The sequence below is a fragment of the Belliella calami genome (genome assembly GCF_022549695.1).
GTDB lineage: Bacteria > Bacteroidota > Bacteroidia > Cytophagales > Cyclobacteriaceae > Belliella > Belliella calami.
In genome coordinates this window covers 62,068-79,574 of the sequence record NZ_JAKZGS010000009.1, presented here as the reverse complement: position 1 = coordinate 79,574, position 17,507 = coordinate 62,068, and the positions used below count along the sequence as shown (strand labels likewise).

Annotated in this window: 12 protein-coding genes; 5 read left to right on the top strand and 7 right to left on the bottom strand. The window is 36.7% G+C overall.

Annotation, left to right across the window (positions count from 1 at the left end):
• Window positions 1–452 precede the first annotated feature (452 nt).
• Together MM236_RS12025 and trxA are read right to left on the bottom strand one after the other, a co-directional pair.
• Window positions 453–1,874, bottom strand: coding sequence for an MBL fold metallo-hydrolase (locus tag MM236_RS12025; protein ID WP_241275224.1), 1,422 nt, complete (start codon window positions 1,872–1,874; stop codon window positions 453–455).
• A gap of 161 nt (window positions 1,875–2,035) precedes the next feature.
• The gene (trxA, locus tag MM236_RS12020; RefSeq protein WP_241275223.1) at window positions 2,036–2,365 is read right to left on the bottom strand and encodes a thioredoxin; all 330 of its coding nucleotides are present in this window, start codon (window positions 2,363–2,365) and stop codon (window positions 2,036–2,038) included.
• 143 nt (window positions 2,366–2,508) lie between these two features.
• Here trxA and MM236_RS12015 point away from each other — a divergent pair, with 143 nt between their 5' ends.
• Window positions 2,509–5,487 (top strand): glycosyltransferase family 117 protein, encoded by a 2,979-nt coding sequence (locus tag MM236_RS12015; RefSeq protein WP_241275222.1) that lies wholly within the window; start codon window positions 2,509–2,511, stop codon window positions 5,485–5,487.
• Between the two features lie 157 nt (window positions 5,488–5,644).
• Here the strand turns inward: MM236_RS12015 and MM236_RS12010 are convergent, their stop codons facing one another.
• On the bottom strand, window positions 5,645–6,427 hold the full coding sequence (locus MM236_RS12010) for a class I SAM-dependent methyltransferase (RefSeq protein ID WP_241275221.1): 783 nt from the start codon (window positions 6,425–6,427) through the stop codon (window positions 5,645–5,647).
• Window positions 6,428–6,475: 48 nt separating this feature from the next.
• Between MM236_RS12010 and MM236_RS12005 the strand changes: the two genes are divergently transcribed.
• Window positions 6,476–7,726 carry a GWxTD domain-containing protein gene (locus MM236_RS12005; RefSeq protein ID WP_241275220.1) on the top strand — a complete coding sequence of 417 codons (1,251 nt, stop codon included), beginning with the start codon at window positions 6,476–6,478 and terminating at the stop codon, window positions 7,724–7,726.
• Window positions 7,699–8,472, top strand: coding sequence for a 23S rRNA (guanosine(2251)-2'-O)-methyltransferase RlmB (rlmB, locus tag MM236_RS12000; RefSeq protein WP_241275219.1), 774 nt, complete (start codon window positions 7,699–7,701; stop codon window positions 8,470–8,472). Before MM236_RS12005 ends, rlmB begins: the two co-directional genes overlap by 28 nt.
• A 172-nt stretch (window positions 8,473–8,644) precedes the next feature.
• On the opposite strand, the gene MM236_RS11995 is transcribed toward rlmB, so the two are convergent.
• A complete protein-coding gene (locus tag MM236_RS11995) occupies window positions 8,645–11,149 on the bottom strand; it encodes a mechanosensitive ion channel domain-containing protein (protein WP_241275218.1) in 2,505 nt (834 codons plus the stop codon).
• A gap of 284 nt (window positions 11,150–11,433) precedes the next feature.
• Between MM236_RS11995 and MM236_RS11990 the strand changes: the two genes are divergently transcribed.
• A complete protein-coding gene (locus MM236_RS11990; RefSeq protein ID WP_241275217.1) occupies window positions 11,434–12,933 on the top strand; it encodes a trypsin-like peptidase domain-containing protein in 1,500 nt (499 codons plus the stop codon).
• 57 nt (window positions 12,934–12,990) lie between these two features.
• Here MM236_RS11990 and MM236_RS11985 read toward each other — a convergent pair whose 3' ends face one another.
• Window positions 12,991–13,881 (bottom strand): hypothetical protein, encoded by an 891-nt coding sequence (locus tag MM236_RS11985; protein WP_241275216.1) that lies wholly within the window; start codon window positions 13,879–13,881, stop codon window positions 12,991–12,993.
• A 1-nt stretch (window position 13,882) separates the two neighbouring features.
• Window positions 13,883–15,337: an MBOAT family O-acyltransferase gene (locus MM236_RS11980; RefSeq protein WP_241275215.1), complete on the bottom strand. Its 1,455-nt coding sequence runs from the start codon at window positions 15,335–15,337 to the stop codon at window positions 13,883–13,885.
• Between the two features lie 440 nt (window positions 15,338–15,777).
• Here MM236_RS11980 and MM236_RS11975 point away from each other — a divergent pair, with 440 nt between their 5' ends.
• Window positions 15,778–15,987 carry a hypothetical protein gene (locus MM236_RS11975; RefSeq protein WP_241275214.1) on the top strand — a complete coding sequence of 70 codons (210 nt, stop codon included), beginning with the start codon at window positions 15,778–15,780 and terminating at the stop codon, window positions 15,985–15,987.
• A 227-nt stretch (window positions 15,988–16,214) separates the two neighbouring features.
• On the opposite strand, the gene eno is transcribed toward MM236_RS11975, so the two are convergent.
• Window positions 16,215–17,492, bottom strand: coding sequence for a phosphopyruvate hydratase (gene eno / locus MM236_RS11970; RefSeq protein ID WP_241275213.1), 1,278 nt, complete (start codon window positions 17,490–17,492; stop codon window positions 16,215–16,217).
• Window positions 17,493–17,507 lie beyond the last annotated feature (15 nt).

Below are 17,507 nucleotides of genomic sequence, written 5' to 3'. Positions count from 1 at the left end.
ATTCAATCGTTTGAAAAATTCTTTTTCGATTGATAAATGGTTTTCAGAACAAATCGATTGCTTTCTGGTTTTTAAAAATATGGAATTTATAATAGCAGGAAGTGTCATATTGACAGCGATCTTATTAATAAGATTTATCGTAAAAAAAGTATTCAATTGAGGACAGTCCTTTGACCTAATCAACGACTGTCCTCTAATGATGCAAGCTTTCTGTTAAGATGGTTGTCTTCACACCTAACAAATCACGTGCTATAGCATTCATTAAATCCACCTGCAAAACGACCTTATATTTTTACAAATGTAGATTCTGGACAAGCTTTTGGCAAATACTCTCCTAAACCAAAAATTACCCCAAAGAATATCCTCGCAAGCAGATATTTGAGCAATCTCAATTGAGGCTCTGAGATTTTGCCGATTGGACACCTAACTTCCTTAGGGGCTGGATCATGCTATTATAACAACGTAGAAGGACAAACATATTCACTCAGTTTAAATTTTCCAGACTCCCTTAAGCTTTTGAATCCCCCTTTGACATCAACCAAGTTATCATATCCTCTAGCCTTCAGAATGGAAGCAAAGACCATTGATCTATAACCACCAGCACAATGAACGTAATAAGTCTTGTTTTTATCCACTTGAAGCATGCTCTCATTGATATAATCAAGAGGTGCGTTTTCTGCTTCCAGCAATCGCTCGCTCAAAAACTCACTGTTCTTTCTCACATCAAGGATATTGATTGAATCTTGTTCCTCTTTGATCTTGGCAAATTCTTCTACAGTGATTGATTTGATGCTATCAATTTCATATTCAGAATTTTTCCATGCCTCAAATCCTCCTTCCAAATATCCAATAGCATAATCATACCCCACTCTAGCCAATCGGGTAATCACCTCTTCTTCTTTTCCTTTATCAGCAATGACCAAAATCTCTTGCTTAAGATCTGGAATCATCGCACCGACCCAGACGGCAAAGCTTCCATCTATTCCTATGTTGATTGAATTCGGTATGAATCCTTTTGCAAATACTTGGGAATTCCTCGTATCCAACAAAACTGCTCCTGTTTCATTTGCTGCAGCTTCAAAAGCTTCAGGCGAAAGCGGATTCACTCCTCTTTCCAACACATCATCGATACTGTCATACCCTTGGATGTTCATCATCACATTTTGGGGGAAATATGCTGGAGGAGGAGTCAATCCAGATGTCACTTCCTTGATAAACGCTTCTTTTGTCATTTCTTGAAGCGCATAATTAGTTTTCTTTTGGTTGCCCAATGTATCTGAAGTCTCCTTACTCATGTTTTTTCCACAGGCAGAGCCTGCTCCATGGGCTGGATACACTATCAAATCATCTGACAACGGCATGATCTTATTTCTCAAAGAATCATAAAGATAACCAGCAAGCATATCCTGCGTCAGATCAACAACAACTTTCTGAGCTAAATCTGGACGTCCTACGTCACCGATAAACAAAGTATCTCCAGTGAAGATTGTTTCTTCTTTTCCTTTTTCATTAAAAAGTAAATAGCAGGAACTTTCCATTGTATGACCTGGAGTGTGGATCAATTTTATCTTCAATTTTCCTACATGAAATTCCTGACCATCTTCAGCGATAATTGCCTCAAAACCCAACTTCATCTCAGTAGGACCATAAACGATTGCTGCCCCAGTTTTTGCTGCCAAATCCTGATGGCCTGATACAAAGTCAGCATGAAAATGTGTTTCAAAAACATACTTGATTTTAGCGTTGTTCTTTTTAGCCTGATCTATGTATGGCTGCACTTCCCTTAGTGGATCGATGATGGCTGCCTCTCCGTCAGATTCAATGTAATAAGCACCTTGTGCCAGACATCCTGTATAAATTTGTTCTATTTTCATGTTTTTATATTTTCAAATTAATTTCAAAAATTAGGGGAATGGTTATCGAATCCTGATAAATAAACCAAAAATTCTTAGTGCACTCTAGCTCAATTATACCTCTAATTTCTTTTTTTTGGTGCAAATTTAAGATTTGTGATTTTGCATTACTATGACAAATATCACACTGGATCATTTTTAACAATATGTTCCTTTACCACGTTCACAAGTTGATGGGTAGGAACAACTCCAGATTTCCTCCATAATACTTTCCCTTGATGAAAAAGAATCAAAGTAGGCACGCCTCGAACTTGAAAGTTACTAGCTGCAAGTTGATTTTTATCAACATCTACTTTAATAACTTTGATTTCATTGCCAAAAAGCTTTGCCGTTTCTTCAAGAATAGGCTGCATCATTTGGCATGGACCACACCAAGTAGCAAAAAAATCAACCAATACAGGCTGATCTCCAGCTATCAGATCATTGAAAGATTTAGGTTTCGGATTGTTCATGTTTGATTATTTACAATGTTCAAATTTAGTGCAAAGCACTGAATAGGAAGGTAATTTTTATCACAGAAGCTTAAATGCTGTTAAAATTCCTGAGATTAGTGATTATTTGCTTATTTTCGCCCGACACATCTATTTCAAAAACAATGCTTGATTACAAAAAGGTCAATAATCTGACAGGTTGGCTGATTGCCTTAGTCGCTACTTTAGTTTATGTATTAACAGTTGAGCAAACAGCAAGCTTTTGGGATCCGGGAGAATTCATCGCCGTATCCTACAAGCTACAGGTTCCACACCCTCCTGGAGCACCTTTGTTCTTATTGATTTATAGAATGTTTGGATTTCTTGCAATGGGCGATGGACTTCAAGTAGCTTACTGGATGAATATAGGAAGTGCTATATTTTCTGGATTTACCATTCTTTTTCTTTTTTGGTCTATTACTTTGCTAGGAAGAAAGCTATTCAAAATGGAACCTGGAAAAGAAAGCAAGGGCCAAACCATCAGCCTAATGGGCGCTGGGATCGTGGGCGCTTTGGTTTATACCTTTTCAGATAGTTTTTGGTTTTCTGCTGTAGAAGCGGAAGTGTATGCCATGTCTTCGTTCTTTACTGCTATTGTAATTTGGGCATTTCTCAAATGGGATGTCATCGAAGACCCTGTATTGGAAAACAAATGGATGATCTTTATTGCTTATCTGGTAGGCCTGTCTATCGGTGTCCATTTGCTCAATTTGGTAACTTTGCCTGCATTGGCTTTGATTTATTATTTCAAGAAATACAAAGAGCCAAACATCAAAGGAGGTGCTATCGCACTCATACTAGGCGGTGTAGCGCTGATCATAATCAACAACTTCATCATTCCAGGCTTACCTAGTTTGGCAGGATCCATCGAGATCTTTTTTGTCAATAGCATGGGGCTTCCATTTGGATCAGGGATCGTGTTCTTCAGTATTGTCTTCATTGGGTCTTTGGTTTATGCCATTCTTTACTCTATCAAGCAAGGAAAAGTAATTCTAAATACAATCTTGTTGTCATTGACTTTTATTCTGATTGGCTATGGATCATATGCTTTGATCGTCATCAGAGCAAACCAAGATCCTATCATCAACGAAAATAACCCAAAAGATATCGTCAGCTATGTATCCTACCTCAAAAGAGAACAATACGGGTACAGACCTTTGCTTCATGGACAATATTTCACGGCTCAAGTAGAGTCACAGGAAGATGGTGCTCCAATCTACCTTAAAGGGAAGGACAAATATGAAATCGTAGATTACAATACGATCACCAAATATGATAAAAACAAAACAACTATACTTCCGCGAATCTACTCTACACAAGAGCGTCACAAGCAGATTTATCGTACAAAACTAGGATTGAGTGCAGGTCAGGAACCTACTTTCTCTGATAATATATACTTTATGTTCTCCCACCAATTGGGGCACATGTATTGGAGATACTTTATGTGGAATTTCTCAGGGCGTGAAAGTGATTATTCAGATGCTCCATGGTTGGGAATCACTGATGCATTCAGTGACAAATTCCCAGATTACATCAAGGAAAACAAAGCCCATAACAATTACCTAATGCTCCCACTTATTCTTGGGCTAATTGGGCTATTCTTCCAAGCTAAGAAAGATCCGAATTCATTTTATGTCACAATGGGGCTTTTCCTCATGATGGGCGTCGTATTGGTGATTTATCTTAACTCGCCTCCTGTGGAACCTCGAGAGCGAGATTATATCTACGTAGGGTCATTTTATGCATTTGCCATATGGGTTGGATTCGGAGTGTTGGCCATTGCACATGGTATTGCCAAAATTAACAAAAACCTTGCTTTAGCTGGAGTCATCGCAACATTGATCACATTCCCAATCCCTGTATTAATGGCAAACCAAAACTGGGATGATCACAACAGGCAAGGCAGGTATTTCTCTGTAGATTCTGCAAGAAACTTCTTGGCATCCTGTGAACCTAATGCAATCCTCTTTACTGGCGGTGACAATGACACTTTCCCCCTATGGTATGTGCAAGCGGTTGAGAACTTCCGAACTGATGTCAGGGTAGTCGTATTGAGTTATTTTGATACCGACTGGTATGTAGATCAAATGACAAGAAAAGCATATGAATCAGCCCCTTTACCATTTTCTTTAGAATATGAACATTACAGAAAAGGTACAAATGATGTGCTTTACTTGCTCGAAAGAGAAGGTCTTGATGCTATTTCAGCAAAAGAGTATTTGAAACTGTTAAAAAACAAAAGTGAACTACTGAGACTTCAAGGCTCCAATAAAATGACCTTGAATATGGTACCTGCAAGAAACATCATTCTTGATGTGGACATCGAGAAAGTTTATAACGATGGATTGATTCCTGAAGGCATGGAAGCCTTGATGGTAGACCAAATGAACCTTAGGGTGAAGGGTGAATATATGACTAAAGGCAACATGATGCTTTTGGACCTCATTACTTCCAACAATTGGGAGAGACCTATTTACTTCAACAATACTTCATTGGCAACTATTGGTTTGGATTTGGAAGATTATGTTGTGATGGAAGGAATGACTTATCGATTACTTCCAGTAAGAAAACCACAAAACTTCAGAGCTGAATTGGTAAATACTGAAAAGTCTTACAAGCATATCATGGAAGACTTTGCCTTTAGAGGCATGGATAATCCTGATAACTACTTCGATGATGAATTCAGAAGATTCACATCCAACCACAGAAGCTCAATCAACAGCATTGCCATAGCACTTTTGGATGAAGACCAAATGGACAAAGCAGCAGATGTACTCAAGTTTAGTTTAGAGAAGATGCCAAATGAAGCCATTGCTTATGATTTGGCAAGTGGACAGTCTGTACCATTGTTGTTCGAAGTAGGCGAGGATGATTTGGCATTGGATATAGTAGATAAGATGAGTGTGAAATCGATTCAGCTATTAGAATTCTACGCAAGTACAGACAGACCTTACGATCGGGAAGCAATGATTTCATTGGAAATGCTTAGATACTTTGTCCCTCTTTTGGAAGAAAGAGGCTACGAAGAGCTTGCTTCGGAATTAAAAAAGAATCTTGAAAGATTTATTGGAACCTCAAACAAGAATACCCTAGACAGAAGATAATCAGAAGTTAGCCTAAAAAACACTTTAAGCATGTCTGGCAATTGAGAAAAGAGCTCCTATTTTTATAGGAGCTCTTTTTGTTTTGAATTCAACACAAATAAATTTGGACCTTTAGAAACCATCGTGGCCTATTATGGGGTCAAGGGAAAATTAAAAATCACTTGTTTCTTTTCTCCAAAACATAAAATAAATCCAAACCCTGATCGGGATGATCTACCAAGAGGTAATCAGCGTGTTTGATATCTGTAACTATGTTTCCTTGTTGCTTATGCAGCTTTTTCCGATTTAGCCTATTGAGGATCTCATAAGGAAATCTTAGAACTGCTGAAGGCAATCTATGTTGCAAGTCCAAGACATCAAATCGCATTATTCTGTTCACAGATTTGCGATTCTCTTCATGATAACTCCAGACTTTATCATTCCCTCCTATTCCCATAGCATTTACTTTGTCAAAGACTTCATCACAAAGCTTAATCAATTCCTTTCCTGTATATTCTCTGATATGCCAAGGATTTCGCGAAAGTGTATGCCTAATATTAGGCGTAGAAATGATTGCCTTTCCCCCTGGCTTCAATACCCGGTAGATTTCCTCCAAAAAGAGTTTATCATCTTGAATATGCTCAATCACCTGGAAGCTAACCACCGTATCAAAACTATTGGATTCTATACCCACAAAAGGGGGAATCACTGCTTGTTCAAAAGCCACAGCTGGATACTTTCGCTTGAGCTCATCGATCACAGCCTGAATTTTATCAATTCCCAAGTAACTATCCACTTGATCCAACAATTCCTCCACACCTCTTCCTTCTCCACAGCCGACTTCAAGCAATTTCCCAGATACCATTGGTTTTGCAGCAATATAGGCTTTTAGAAGGCGTTGATGAATTGGATTATCACTAACCAACTTATCCGATGCAATTTCCGTTGTATAGGTAGCCATTTAAAATTTTATTAATTTGAGCAAAAATAAGGTTAATTTTTGAACCAAATGACAACAAAGACGATAACAAAAAAAATTCAGCTACTTTTAAGTACTTTGGTACTTAGCTTTACTTGTTCACTAGTAGGAGTAGCCCAGCAATCATTAGAATCTACTAATCAAGCACTTCGATATTCGCGCTACTCTAGAATTTCTCTAAAAATCATCCCAATTCAGGAAAGCTCAAGAGACTTTGTATTGCAGATGCCTATTGAAAAACTTGAAGACAATGCTTCTTTTGGTGATTACAATTTTTATTTCACCATCCTTTCTGGATACAATCAGACATTCGCCGATGAAAATCTGACTAAATTAGAAGAAAATGATCTAAAGTTAAACACCCAGAATCATTTCTATTTTGAGCAAAAAATCAAAATTCCCGAAGAGCAAAATGTAGCAATTGCCTTTCTAAAAGTAGTAGACACCAGGCAAGGTGACGAGTATTACTACCATGTGGATTTGATCAGTCCATTTGTTTTGGGTCACCCAAATTTTGGAGCATACTTTGGAAACAATATTCCATTTGATCAGAATTTCCTCATCCAAGAAGAAGCTTTACTTTTCAAAACAAAAGGCCCCGTTTCATTGCATACTTTTTACTACCCGACGAAATTTGACTCACCATACCCTCCTATGGAAATCAAGCCAGCACCAGTCCCTAGGGAGATCAAGGTGGAAGACCAAGGTGATTTTCTGGCCAATACACCCAGAAATTTTGATGATTACGGATATTTTTTCATCCAATCTGACACTAATTCGACCCAAGGTCTAATGATCAAAACAGTCCCACAGGCATTTCCACGGGTAGAATCTTGGGAAGAAATGGTCGATATGGTCGTATATATCTCCACGAGAAAAGAACATGAAGCACTGCTGGAAGCGCAAGACAAAAAACTCGCTTTAGATAAGTACTGGTTTGGATTGACCAAAGACGAAGAAGCAGCCAAAACATTGATTCGCGAATATTTTAGACAGATTGAGTTTGCCAATATACTTTTTACGGACTTCAAAGAAGGCTGGAAAACAGACAAAGGAATGGTCTATACAGTAATGGGCCCTCCAAATGGCGTTACATTCAGACTGAATGCTGAAATATGGACTTATGGAAATCTTGATTCTAATTCAAAAATAAACTTTACCTTTGCACGCGTCAAAAACATATTGACTCCCAATTATTATACACTCAACCGTTCGAGAGCTTTACAGCCAGAATGGTTCAAAAGCATTACACTATGGAGAAGCGGAAGGATGGATTTCTAATTGAACGAGGCGAGCAAGACAAAGATTTTATCTTTGGTACCCGTGCGGTCATGGAAGCTATTAATGCCCAAAAAGATATAGACAAAATCCTTGTCAATAAAGAGCTGAACAATGATTTGATCAAAGAATTATTGGCACTTGCAAAGCAGGAAAAAATCGCTGTAGTCCGTGTCCCTGAAGCGAAACTCAACCGGACTACAAGAAAAAACCACCAAGGGGTTCTTGCACATATCTCTGCTATTCAATATGCATCCCTAGACAATGTCATTGATGAATGCTTCAGCAAAGGCATTGCTCCGCTTATTCTTGTATTGGATAGAATCACTGATGTGAGAAATTTTGGTGCCATGGCAAGAACTGCAGACTGCGCTGGCGTACACGCTATCGTCATTCCTGAAAAAGGAAGTGCTCAGATCAATTCCGATGCAGTAAAAACTTCCGCAGGAGCACTGAACTTCCTACCTGTGTGTAGGGTCAAAAACCTCTATTACACAGTCAAAGATCTCAAAAAGATGGGCTTGAGTGTGGTAAGTGTCACTGAAAAGACTGACAGAGAGATGTATGAAGCTGATTTCAGCATTCCTACAGCTTTGGTTTTGGGATCAGAGGAAGATGGAATTTCCCCAGAACTGATGGGTATTAGTGACGAATTTGTCAAAATCCCACTCTCGGGAAACATTGAAAGTCTAAATGTATCTGTAGCAGCCGGAGTGGTAATTTATGAAGCACTAAGACAGAGGAGATAAGTAGTGTTTTTGTTTTAGCATAATCACTATATTTAATTCATTCTCTGTAAAAACACTTATAGGAGAAAGGTAAAAAATGATACCTTTCTCCTATTTTTTTCCTCCCAAGAATACATTTTCCAATATTATTAGCTGAAAAATTCGCATACTTCAAATAAAAGAAGAACTTATTTCATCCCTCTTTATCCTTACCATCACCATCTTGAATTTCCTTTAATTTTTTTGATTCTTCAAGTTCTGCACTTGATTTGATTTTTTCATCAAGCAACCCAGGGAAAGATTTGAAATTCAAATCTCGCTGAGGGAAAGGAATCTCTACTCCATTTTCTTTGAAAGCTCTAAAAATCCCTCGCATGACTTGATTTCTGATATTTATCCACAAATCAAAGTTATCTACCCAAAACAACACTCTGAATTCCACAGCACTATCGGCAAAGCTTTGCAACAACACTCTAGGCTCTGGATTCTTCATTACTTCTTCGATTTCAATCTGTTCTGAAAGAATTTTTGATACCAATTCCATATCAGAATTATAGCTTACGCCAATGATGAGCTCTACTCTTCTCTTTTTATCCGAAAGGGTCCAATTGATCAAATGTTGAGACAAAAGATCGCCATTGGGAATGATAATTTCGGAGCCATCATAAGCTTGGATCTTGCTGGATCTGATCCCAACATCTTTTACAGTCCCTGACCTTCCTCCTACTTCTATAGCATCCCCAATCTGAATTGGTTTTTCAAAAGCCAAAATCACTCCAGACACCAAGTTGTTTACTATCGTCTGCAAGCCAAAACCAATACCAAGAGAAAGTGCTCCGAGAACTATTGCGATTTTTTCGAAGCCTATTCCTGAAGCTCCTACAGCAAACAAAAAGCCAACAGAAAGAACACTAAGCCTAATAAGTAGAATGGATGATCCTAGTCTTTTGTCTCTAGCCGATGCTTTCTGCTGATCTTTCATTGTCGCGAAATACGCGACATTATTAGCCAAAATACTAGAAACATATACTATTAAGAAAAAAACCAAGATATTTCCAAAAGTGAATGTTGTATTAATTAATGTCCTCGGAGTTGTGAGTATTTGCTTCCCATTTTCAAGGACAATGTCCAGTAAGGATAGATTGTCGAAAAAAAAGTAAACCCAAATAATCCCAACAAGACCAAACAATACCTTCTTCAATCTGGCTTGTATCCTATGAAAGTCAATATAAGATGTGAAATCATTTTCTCCTTTCCCCCTTAATTCAATTTGCAAATAAATCACCTCCATTATTATCAATACGAATAAATAAAGCGCTACTGCTTGTGTAAAACTGACAGTCGCTGCCACTCCAAGTATTTTGCTTAATGTAAACCTTCCAAAAATGTTGGATAGAATTGAAAGGCTTTGCATTGCAATATAAAACTTGACTAAAACGCTAATAAAAGATGGAAATGAATCGGGATTGTTTTTTTGAAACTTGACAATTCTCAATGCTAAATAAATTCCAATTACACTTAAAAAAATAAGATACCATCTTTCTGAATAATTTATATCCCTGTAGAGATTACTAACGGTGTAAATCAAAAATATAAACACAAAAACAATCCAATTTCTATAAAGCCCTTTTGGAAACCTTCCTATCAGTAGAATAGTGACTGAGATTACACCAACCCAAAGTAATACTGTCATGAAAGAAATGGTTGGGTTTGGAAAAAAGAACGGCAAAATAGGGGTAAGAATTACCAACACACTTAAAAGGGGATTTTTGGGAACGTAATAGGCTCTTTCTAAAATTATTTTAGCAAATTCCTTTTGGGATTTTATTACTGTCAAAATATTTCGAATCCAAAAATACAAAGCCAAAAAAACGACAAGAAAAAAGATTGAAAGACCGAGGTGATTTTTTAAATATCTATAAAGAATAGTCTCATTCAACCGAATAGATTCTATAAAAACAGTTCCTAATTTCGAGTCATTTTTATAAGTACTTTTTTCCCATATATAATTCAAATCCTTAGAAAGTAAAGCCTTCTCCACTTTCCTTAATTCTACTTCTATACTTTCGGAAAGTTCAGAAATACGAATCATCTTTCTGGCGATTCTTGTTTGAAAACTAGCTGTATAGATACGTTGTCCATTCAAAGTACTGTCAGTTTTTTGGACATACTCCCTCAATTGGGTTAGTGCATTTTGGTACTCAGGCAGAATAGAAGAATCTCTCAAGTCCAATTGATATAAACCATCCCCCTTTATCTCTTCCAATTGTTCTCTGACAGAAACCAATTCTTCTATTCTGCTTGTTACTTTCCTCTCTGCTATTGAGATTTGAGATTTGATGTTTTTCAAAAGATTTTCAAGCTCTTGAAGATAGCGGATACTTATCTTTGAATCAGTATCTTCCAACCTATTTTGGATAACCAATGTCAACCTTTCGGCTATCGGAAAGTCCTCCATAATTTCCAATGAATCCAACTCCTTACTCAAAGTAAAGTTGATCCTATTGAGCTGAATCGTATACTCTTGGCTTTTCCTAATGCTTCCTTCCAGGGACGGCAGTTCTTCCTTTTCTTCCGTTTGCTCTTCCACTACTTCTGAAACCTTTAGCAAAGTATCGAGTCCTTGTTGCTCTAAACCTATCGCTTTAGCTGAGAAAAAACTAAAAACAAATATTACAAATAGACTGTTGAATTTCATACCTATTTCATTTTCATTTATAAAACCCGATTCAATATACATGATAAATCAAATCCTATCAGCGTATTAGCAAAAAGAATCAAGATTTCAGACAAACAGACCTTGATAAATACTTTTAAACTCATTTCAGTTTTTGATTGTTAAGTAAAGGTAACAGGTATGCGACAATCGACAAGTGTTAAACCATGTTAAATGTAGGTTTTCAAGTTCCAAAACGCTTGATTTTTGATAACTGTTACTCGTAAATTTCGTGTATCTTACACATAACTTAAACGCAATCAAAAATGAATAAAAAGCAGTTTTTCCTAGGCATCGTTTTAGCCTCTTTGATAGGTGGTGTAGTTGCTTTGGCAGGTGCCAGCTATTTATCCAAGCAGAATACGGCTACAAATTTCACCCAAAAGCAAGATGCCAGTTTGGTAAATTGGCTATCTGATGCAAAATTCACTGTACCAGATGGGATAAACTTTGTCGCTGCAGCACAGCTCGTAACACCAGCTGTAGTTCATGTCAAAAGCTCAGTAACTGCCCCACAGAGGCAGCAAAGGAGAGTTGATCCATTGGAGGAACTCTTTGGGTTTAGTCCGCCAGACAGAAACCAAATGCCGCGAGAAGGGAGAAGTTCGGGTTCAGGGGTTATCATATCAGAAGATGGCTATATTGTAACCAATAACCATGTAATTGATAACGCCACAAAAGTAGAAATTTCATTGGAAGATAATACGCGATATACTGCCCGTGTAATTGGTACTGATCCAACTACAGATTTGGCACTTTTAAAAATAGATGCAAAGGGATTACCTTTCGTAAATTTTGGCAATTCTGATGACACAAAAATTGGCGAATGGGTACTTGCTGTTGGTAACCCATTTGATTTGACTTCTACTGTAACAGCAGGTATCATTAGTGCAAAAGCCCGAAATATAGGAATTCTTAGGAGTGAAGAAAATCAGTTGTCAATAGAATCTTTTCTTCAAACAGATGCTGTAGTCAATCCTGGGAATTCAGGAGGTGCTTTGGTAAATCTAGCTGGTGAGCTTATTGGTGTCAACACCGCCATTGCCTCAAGAACTGGAACTTTCAATGGTTATGCCTTTGCTGTTCCAAGCACATTGGTAAAAAAAGTCATGGATGATTTATTGGAGTACGGGACTGTCCAACGTGGCTTACTTGGTGTGACTATCATCGACGTTTCTCCTGAACTACAGGAAGAGTTAGATTTGAATCTTGGCATTTCTCAAGGAGTCTATGTAAGAGGTGTCAATGAAGGAAGTGGAGGAAAAGAGGCCGGATTGCAGGAAGGTGATGTTATCATCGGTGTCGATGGTGTAAGAACCAATTCTGTAGCGACCTTACAGGAGATGGTTGCCAGAAAAAGACCAGGTGATCAAGTCTCAATAAAATACATCAGAAATGGCAAAGAAATAGAATCCAAAGCTACTCTTAAGAACATTTCTGGAGATACAAAAATAGTAAAGAAAGAAGTACCTGTGGTTGCCAATTTTAGTGGAGTTACCTTTGAAGATTTGAAAGAAAACATAAAAGAAAAGTTGAAAATCCAAGGTGGAGCCACCATTATAAGTGTTGACAATGATTTGTGGAAAAAATCAGGAGCAAGACCTGGATTTATAATCACCTCAATTTTGGGGGTTGATGGTAGGTTTAAGATTTCAAGCGCAAGTGATGTCGTTTCAATATTAGAAAGCAACAAGGGGGAAGAAATTGTTATTCTCGGACTGTATCCTAATGGCCAAGAATACTACTTTGAACTTAAAGTTGAATAAAATTAAATTTAGTGTTTGAGTTGTTTGAAAAAGACCGGTTGTTAGACCGGTCTTTTTTTATTTCAAAACATTCTCCAAACTATCGAATAAAATATCAGCGAAAATCTCACCACCGTCTCTATCCAAATGATCCATATCTCTGAAAAGTGAATCTTGTTCCAAAAACAAATCATCAAAATCAACTACAATAAGCTTATTTCTAATAAATAAACTATCAGCACCATAGCTTTCTTCTCCCAACATTCCATAGTATGTTTTTGACAAAGGAAATTTAAGCCCAACCAAATCAATTTTATTTAATTTGCATATTTTAATTATTCTTTCTAATGCCATTGTCATTTCTTTTGACGGAATCGAGTCAACGAAATAATTTTCAATTCTATCCAAACTTTGTTTCTCTTGTTCAGGGATGTTTAGATCTTCCCATGCTGCTTTCGACCTAACTCCTCCCCATTTTGAATAATCAAAAAGCTCATCTTGCAAGAAATTTTTAATAATCAAACTGTATCTGTCATTTAAAAAAATACAATAATATTTGAGGTATTTATTAAAAAAATAAGCTCTATAACTTGGGAAATCATTTTGATCAGTATAAAAAGATGACCTATCCAAATTGTTCTGATCCTCCCTAGTGGTTGAGAGAGTATGGTCATCAACACTTATATAAACCCTATGTACTTTCGTGTTCCTAATCAGGAACTGTAGCTTTCTCTCCATATCAAGATAGGAATCACTTTGACTTGAAAAATTATGAACATCATGGATTTCAGTAAAATCTCCCAATGGCGTACCATGGGAATCCGCCAATAAAAATTCAGAATAATTCAAATCTACCTCTTCATAATCCTTTATATAAAAACCACTTATCAAAAAAAACAAAAGCACATTTACTATCGAAAGAACTAATAAAAAAACAAAAACCTGCTTCAAAAATAACTTTAACATCATATCAAAATTGAAAGTAAATAAATTCGATCTCTTCCGAAGTATTTCCAAAGATATCAATTATCAAGATAATGATTAGATACATGGCCCATCTATACGTTTTGTTGGAAATCGACTGCAATCCATATATCCCATATTGACCAAACCTTCCTTTCCATTCCACAGAGATGAACCCTAATATAAGTATCAATAAAGTGATAGCACCAGGAAATGAAGAAAAATCGGGTATGGTAAAGGCATCATGTGAAAATATTCCGCCTATATAGCTCAGTGCATGATTCATATCCTCAGCCCTGAAAAATATCCAAGACAACATGGTAAGTCCAAATGTTCCCAAAATTGTAATCAACTCTTTGAAACTAGGTAATTTTTTATCAATCGCAACTATCTGTAAATTTTGTCTGTTTTTCGCAAATAACAAAAGCGGAATAAAATATAAGGCATTCAAAGCACCCCATGCTACGAATGTCCAGTTTGCTCCATGCCAAAATCCACTTATGAGGAATATGATAAAAACATTGCGAATCTGTTGAATCTTTCCTCCTTTACTTCCTCCCAGTGGAATATAAACATAATCCCGGAACCATGTGGTTAGCGAAATATGCCAACGACGCCAAAATTCTGCCATGTCACGGGAGAAATACGGAAAAGCAAAGTTCTGCATAAGATTAAATCCAAAAAGCCTAGCAGTCCCTATCGCTATGTCTGAATAACCTGAAAAATCACCATAAATCTGAAATGTAAAAAACAATGCTCCCAATAACAATGTACTCCCTTGATAGTCGGTGGAATTATTAAAAATTATATTTGCAAATTCTGCACAATTATCCGCAATAACCACTTTTTTGAAAACTCCCCATAAAATCTGCCTCAAACCATCGGTAGCCAATAGATACTCAAACTTTCTTTCTTTGAAAAACTGAGGGAGTAAATTGGTCGCACGCTCTATTGGCCCAGCTACCAACTGGGGAAAGAAGCTTACAAAAGCTGAAAAAGCTATAAAATCTTTTGTAGCAACCAAACGCTTCCTGTAAACATCAATAGAATAACTCATCGTTTGGAAGGTATAAAAGCTAATACCAACAGGCAAAATTATATTCAGTGAATTAGCTTTAATCGGCATACCAAAAAAAGTAAATGCAGTGATGAAATTGTCAAGAAAAAAATTGTAATACTTAAAAAACCCAAGAAAGCCAATGTTCACCAAAAGACTGAAAACCAATAGGCTTTTTCGAATTCTAATATTTTCGGATTTTTCCAACTGAATCCCCACAATGAAATCAACCAACGTGCTAAATGCAATCAATCCCAAAAATCTCCAATCCCACCAACCATAAAAAACATAACTCGTTGCAACCACCAAGAAATTTTGAGATCTCAAATTTCTATTAAAAACAAACCAATACAAGACAAATACTATTGGTAAAAAAACAGCAAAGTCAAGTGAATTGAACAGCATGGTTTAATAGATGGTAAGTAAATTGAGCAGTAAATTAAAATGAGCAATAGAATACAAACATATGAAAAAAGTTGGTCCATCAAAATGAAGCGCAGGTAAAGTGTTTTCCAGAATAAAAAATATTGCAAAGTATCAGTAGAATGCACTTAAGGTTACGGAAAATACGCTGTTAAAGAAATTAATTATGGCTAGTGGTAAAGAAGTGGATAAACAGATAAAAATCACTTTGAAATATATCTCAAAGCAATGAAGTATAGAATCAAAAGATGGCAATTAATTTAAAACCCAATCAAGAATCATATATGTAATAAGCTATCAAACAAGCCATTATACTATTGGCAAAAAATCAAGACTTTTATTTAGATAATAATTTAAAATAAGTGTTTCTATTGTGAATTTAGATTTGTATCTTAAAGAAGATTAATGATTTAAAATCAATCATGGGAAAATTTATTGAATCGAAGCAGAAAGGAATCTGCCTACAAACGAAAAAGTCTATTAACATTGGCGACTCCGTATTTTACTTTCCTGGAAGAGGAATGTTTTGTATTGAATCTCAAATATACCAAGAGCATTTGAAGAATGGTGCGTATTCAGAAAATACAGAGCCTGATTCTAGAGAAGATATTGTTGATATTTTTGCTGAATAGCATTGTGTCAAGGAATAATTTAATCTATGATTTTCAGGCAAAATGTGAAACAAAACTTTATTCTAAACTGAGCCAATCCAGATTATTTAGTGATGATAGAAACCAATTATTTAGCAAGCATTGAAATTTGAGAATCAATTTAGATCGAACTTTCAAAAAATCATATTTATAAAAAGTAAAAAGCAGCCCTAGGGCTGCTTTTTACTTTTTATAAATATGATTACTGATTATTTTTTAGGAAAAATAGCAGCATCACCTAATTGCTCTTCTATTCTTAGCAACTGATTGTACTTAGCCATTCTATCAGATCTTGAGGCCGAACCTGTTTTGATCTGTCCACAATTAACAGCTACTGCTAAGTCAGCAATTGTAGAATCTTCAGTTTCTCCAGATCTATGGGACATTACGGCAGTAAATCCTGCCTTATGCGCTAGAGCTATTGCATTCAAAGTCTCAGTCAAAGTTCCAATTTGGTTTACTTTGATCAAAATTGAATTTGCAGATTTTTCTTCAATACCTCTTTGCAAGAATTTAACATTCGTTACAAACAAATCATCACCTACCAACTGTACCTTGTCACCAATTTTGGCTGTCAACAAAGCCCATCCTTGCCAATCTTCTTCTGCAAAACCATCTTCAATTGAATCAATAGGATATTTTTCTGTCAATTCTGCTAAATAAGCTACCTGCTCTTCTCTTGATCTAATTTTCCCCGAATCACCTTCGAACTTCTTGTAGTCATAGTTACCATCTTTATAAAACTCAGATGCCGCACAATCCAAAGCAATAGTAACGTCATCTCCAGCTTTGTATCCCGCTTTAGCAATTGCATCAAGAATACAAGCTAGAGCTTCTTCAGTACCACCAGAGAAGTTTGGTGCGAATCCACCTTCATCACCAACTGCAGTGCTCAAACCTTTATCATGCAAGATTTTCTTCAAATGATGGAAAATTTCAGCGCCCATTCTGATAGCTTCAGAGAAGCTACTAGCTCCAACAGGTCTTACCATAAACTCCTGAAATGCAATAGGGGCATCTGAATGTGATCCTCCATTGATGATATTCATCATAGGTACTGGAAGTGTATTTGCATTTACACCACCCACATAACGATACAGTGGCTGACCTGCTTCCATAGCTGCTGCTTTCGCTACTGCCAAAGAAACTCCAAGGATCGCATTGGCTCCAAGCTTGCTTTTGTTGGGAGTTCCATCCAAATCAATCATTATCTGATCAATTGTATTTTGTTCAAAAACATCAAGACCCAACAACTCGGGTGCGATTACGTCATTCACATTTGAAACGGCTTTCAAGACACCTTTCCCAAGATATTTTGATTTATCACCATCACGAAGCTCGACTGCTTCATTGATGCCAGTGGAAGCTCCACTTGGGACAGCAGCTCGACCAAAAGCTCCGTTTTCGGTAAAAACATCTACTTCTATAGTAGGGTTACCTCTTGAGTCTAAAATTTGCCTTGCGTGAATTGATTGAATTAATGTCATAATTTAAAATGGTTT